This is a genomic window from Archangium sp. (genome assembly GCF_036389735.1).
Classification (GTDB): Bacteria; Myxococcota; Myxococcia; order Myxococcales; family Myxococcaceae; genus Archangium.
On record NZ_DASVWK010000022.1, the window covers coordinates 1 to 3,743 of the forward strand.

The window sequence follows — 3,743 nt, forward strand, 5'->3', positions numbered from 1 at the left end:
CGGGGTGGTACGGCAATACTGCGGCCCTCTGGGCAAGCAGGATAACTGCCAGGTGGCGGTGACATTGTCGCTGTGCAGCAGCGTCATGAGCGTTCCCAGCGCGTACCGCCTTTACTTACCGGAGTCCTGGGCTGGGGATGCCGCTCGCCGTAAGGCAGCAGGTATCCCGGCGCAGGTGCGCTTCCAACCCAAGTGGGAAATCGCCCTCTCGCACGTGGACACACTGCTGGAGGAGCAACTGCCCCTGGCTCCCATGGTGGCCGACGCGGGCTACGGAGAGGTAACGAAGTTCCGCGAGGCGCTCACCGCGCGTGGTATTGCCTTCCTCAGCTCCGCTCGCCTACCCCAAGATTTCCAGGTGCGCGGTGCTGCCGCTACTACGCCCCGAGCGCCACAACCCGGCGTCCATCACCACCCAACGTCTCCGTCAGGCGCGCATGCTCCTCCTGCGACTCCCCTGCTGCCCGTGGTGCGGGGCCGTGCACGGCAAAGCCTCATGTTTATGACACAGTAGGACTAAGCGGTACGCCGTGGTTCTTGTTCACCTTTGCGAGAGCGCTGGGTTCCCTGGCTTGGCGATTTCCCTCGGAAGGGCCGCTGCCAGCCGCAGGACGCCCCTCCGAAAAAGTGAACAACATCTATGGCGGACCGCTTGAGCCAGTTTCGGTAGGCCTCATCCTTGACCGGTTGCTACTGGGGCGAGGAGAGGACGAGGCCTCCTAGCGAAACAGCCGCTTAGTCGAGGGAATGCAGACCCCGCCCGAACGTTGCGGGGCACCGGTCGCGAGGTAGGGTGCGGCCGCTCTTCCCACATGGAGAAACACTGGATGCGAAAGGCATTACTTGCCGCCTGCTGTCTCGTGACGACCGCCTGCAAGACGGCGGAGCCAGTTCCCACGCCGCCGCCCGCGGCCCCCGCGCCGCCGCCGGTGGCCGAGGTGAAGCCGCTGCCGCCGGGCCTCGACGGCGCGGCGCTGAACGAGCAGGCGGATCCGTGCGAGGACTTCTACGAGTACGCGTGCGGCAACTGGGTGAAGACCACGGAGATTCCGGCGGATCGCCCGCGCTGGTCTCGCGGCTTCGACGCCATCTCGTCGCGCAACGAGGAGATCCTCCGGGACATCCTGGTGGCGGCCTCCGAGGGCAAGGCCCCGCGGGGCACGGCGTACGCGCAGAAGCTGGGTGACTTCTACGGCGCCTGCATGGACGAGGCGCAACTGGAGGCCTCGCTGCCCGCGCTCAAGGCGGAGCTGGCGAAGGTGACGGCGGTGAAGAGCGCCAAGGATCTGGCGCAGGTGGTGGGCACCCTGCACGCGCGCAGCGTGTTCCCGCTCTTCCACTTCGGCTCCAGCAACGACCTCAAGGACGCCTCGCAGATGATTGGCGAGGTGGACCAGGGGGGCCTCGGCCTGCCGGACCGCGACTACTATTTGAAGGATGACGAGAAGTCGAAGGCGCTGCGCGACGCCTACGCGGAGCACGTGAAGAACACCTTCGTGCTGCTGGGTGAGACGCCCGAGGTGGCGGCGAAGAGCGCGGCGGCGGTGATGGCGGTGGAGACGGCGCTGGCCAAGGCCTCGATGACGCGCGTGGAGCGCCGCGAGCCGAAGAACCTCTACCACCGGCTGGAGCGCAAGGGCCTGAAGACCACGGCGCCTGGCTTCGCGTGGGACGTGTACTTCCCGGCCGCGGGCGCCAAGGACGTGCAGGCGATCAACGTCACCCACCCGGCCTTCTTCCAGGAGGTGGATCGGCTGGTGAAGGCGACGAAGCCGGACGCGTGGAAGCCCTACCTCACGTGGAACTACGTGGCGAGCGTCACCCCGGCGCTACCCAAGGCCTTCCAGGAGGAGCGCTTCCGCTTCACCGCGCAGAACCTGACGGGCGCCAAGGCGGACGTGCCCCGGTGGAAGAAGTGCGTGCGCTTCGCCAACGGCGCCCTGGGCGAGGCCCTGGCGCAGCCCTTCATCACCCAGACGTTCGGCGTGGAGGGCAAGACGACCACGCAGCAGATGGTGGTGGAGATCGAGAAGGCCTTCGAGCGCAACCTGGACACGCTGGCGTGGATGGACGCGCCCACGCGCGAGCAGGCGCTGGTGAAGGTGCGGAAGATCGTCAACAAGATCGGCTACCCGGACAAGTGGCGTGAGTACGACGCGCTCGAGGTGGAGCGCGCCTCGTTCCTCACCACGTACGTGAACGCGAGCGCCTTCGAGCAGGCGCGGCAGCTGGCGAAGATCGGCCAGCCGGTGGACAAGGCCGAGTGGCTGATGTCGCCGCCGACGGTGAACGCCTACTACAACCCGCCCTTCAACGAGATCGTCTTCCCCGCGGGCATCCTCCAGCCTCCCTTCTTCAACCGCGAGGCCACGGCGGCGGTGAACTTCGGCGCCATGGGCATGGTGGTGGGGCATGAGATCACCCACGGCTTCGACGACGAGGGCCGCCAGTACGACGCGGAGGGCAACCTGCGCGACTGGTGGACGAAGGGCTCGGACGAGGCATTCCGCCAGCGCGTGTCGTGCGTGAAGGAGCAGTACGACGGCTACACGGCGGTGGACGAGCTGAAGGTGAACGGGGCGCTGACGCTCGGCGAGAACGTGGCGGACCTGGGCGGCCTGAAGCTCGCGCACGCGGCCATGGAGGCGTGGCTGGGCGGGGACGCGGAGGCGGCGAAGCAGGCCAACAGCTACCGCTTCACGCCGAGCCAGCAGTTCTTCCTGGGCTACGCGCAGTCGTGGTGCTCGAAGTACCGCACCCCGTTCGCGCGGCAGATGGCGGTGGTGGATCCGCACTCGCCGCCGTACTGGCGGGTGAACGGGCCGGTGGGCAACCTGCCCCTGTTCCAGCAGGCCTTCCAGTGCAAGGAGGGCGCGAAGATGGTGCGCCCGGCCGCTCAGCGCTGCGAGGTCTGGTAGCACCCCGTTGAAGTGCTGGTGACGGCCTGGCCGCGGGGGCGCCGAGAGGTGCTCCCGCGGTCCGCGTTCTCCAGCAGCCTGTTAGTAGTTGTACCGGTAGACATAGATGTTCGACACCGTGCCATCGGACTCATGCCAGGCGACCAACGGCTGGCTGTTCTTGTCGAGGGCCAGTGCCGGTCGGAAGCTGGACGTGGCCACGCCACTTGCCGCGCTCAGTCGCGACCCCAACTGTTGCCAGTCACTTCCATTCCAACGGCTCACCCAGATGGCCGTCTCCGGAGCGGAGTAACCGCTCCAGGCGACGATTGGCTGCCCATCATGACCCATGACGAGGGCTGGGCGGGTGTTGGACGTAGTGGTATCATTGATCGTGCCTCCGAGCATCTGCCACGACAAGCCATTCCAGATGGCTGCGTAGATGTTGCTGTCGGACGAATTGAATTCTTCCCAAGTGACAATCGGGCGACTATTCCCATTCAATGCCAGGCTCGCCGAATTGGCCCTACCCTGCGCGGGGCTGATCAGAGGATCGCCCAGGCGAGTCCAGGTGCCGTAGATGTCTTTCTTGTTCACATGGATGGCCCACCAGAAGTCCGTTCCTGTTTCCCAGCGAGCAGGGTATGTAACAAACCAATTATCCAAGGAATCGATTGCTAGGTCGGAAGTTCCAGGCATGGCGCCCGTTTGTGGACCGGTGTGCGGCTCCCATGTCGTGGATGCCAGACGGAACAGTTGCAATTCATTGACACCATAGGAGTTGAGGGACGGCGTGACGATGAGGTCGCCTGTACTATTGAATGCGATACCTCCAGGGATGCGTCT

At 65.7% G+C, this 3,743-nt stretch carries 3 protein-coding genes; 2 read left to right on the forward strand and 1 reads right to left on the reverse strand.

Annotated elements, in window-relative coordinates; genetic code table 11:
* Positions 1-4 precede the first annotated feature (4 nt).
* Both VF794_RS41655 and VF794_RS00645 read left to right on the forward strand, forming a co-directional pair.
* Positions 5-514, forward strand: a complete 510-nt coding sequence (locus VF794_RS41655) for a transposase (RefSeq protein ID WP_414640852.1) — start codon at positions 5-7, stop codon at positions 512-514.
* Between the two features lie 313 nt (positions 515-827).
* On the forward strand, positions 828-2,918 hold the full coding sequence (locus VF794_RS00645; protein ID WP_331106664.1) for a M13 family metallopeptidase: 2,091 nt from the start codon (positions 828-830) through the stop codon (positions 2,916-2,918).
* A gap of 81 nt (positions 2,919-2,999) precedes the next feature.
* Here the strand turns inward: VF794_RS00645 and VF794_RS00650 are convergent.
* A partial coding sequence (locus VF794_RS00650; protein WP_331106665.1) for a hypothetical protein occupies positions 3,000-3,743 on the reverse strand: 744 nt, incomplete at its 5' end.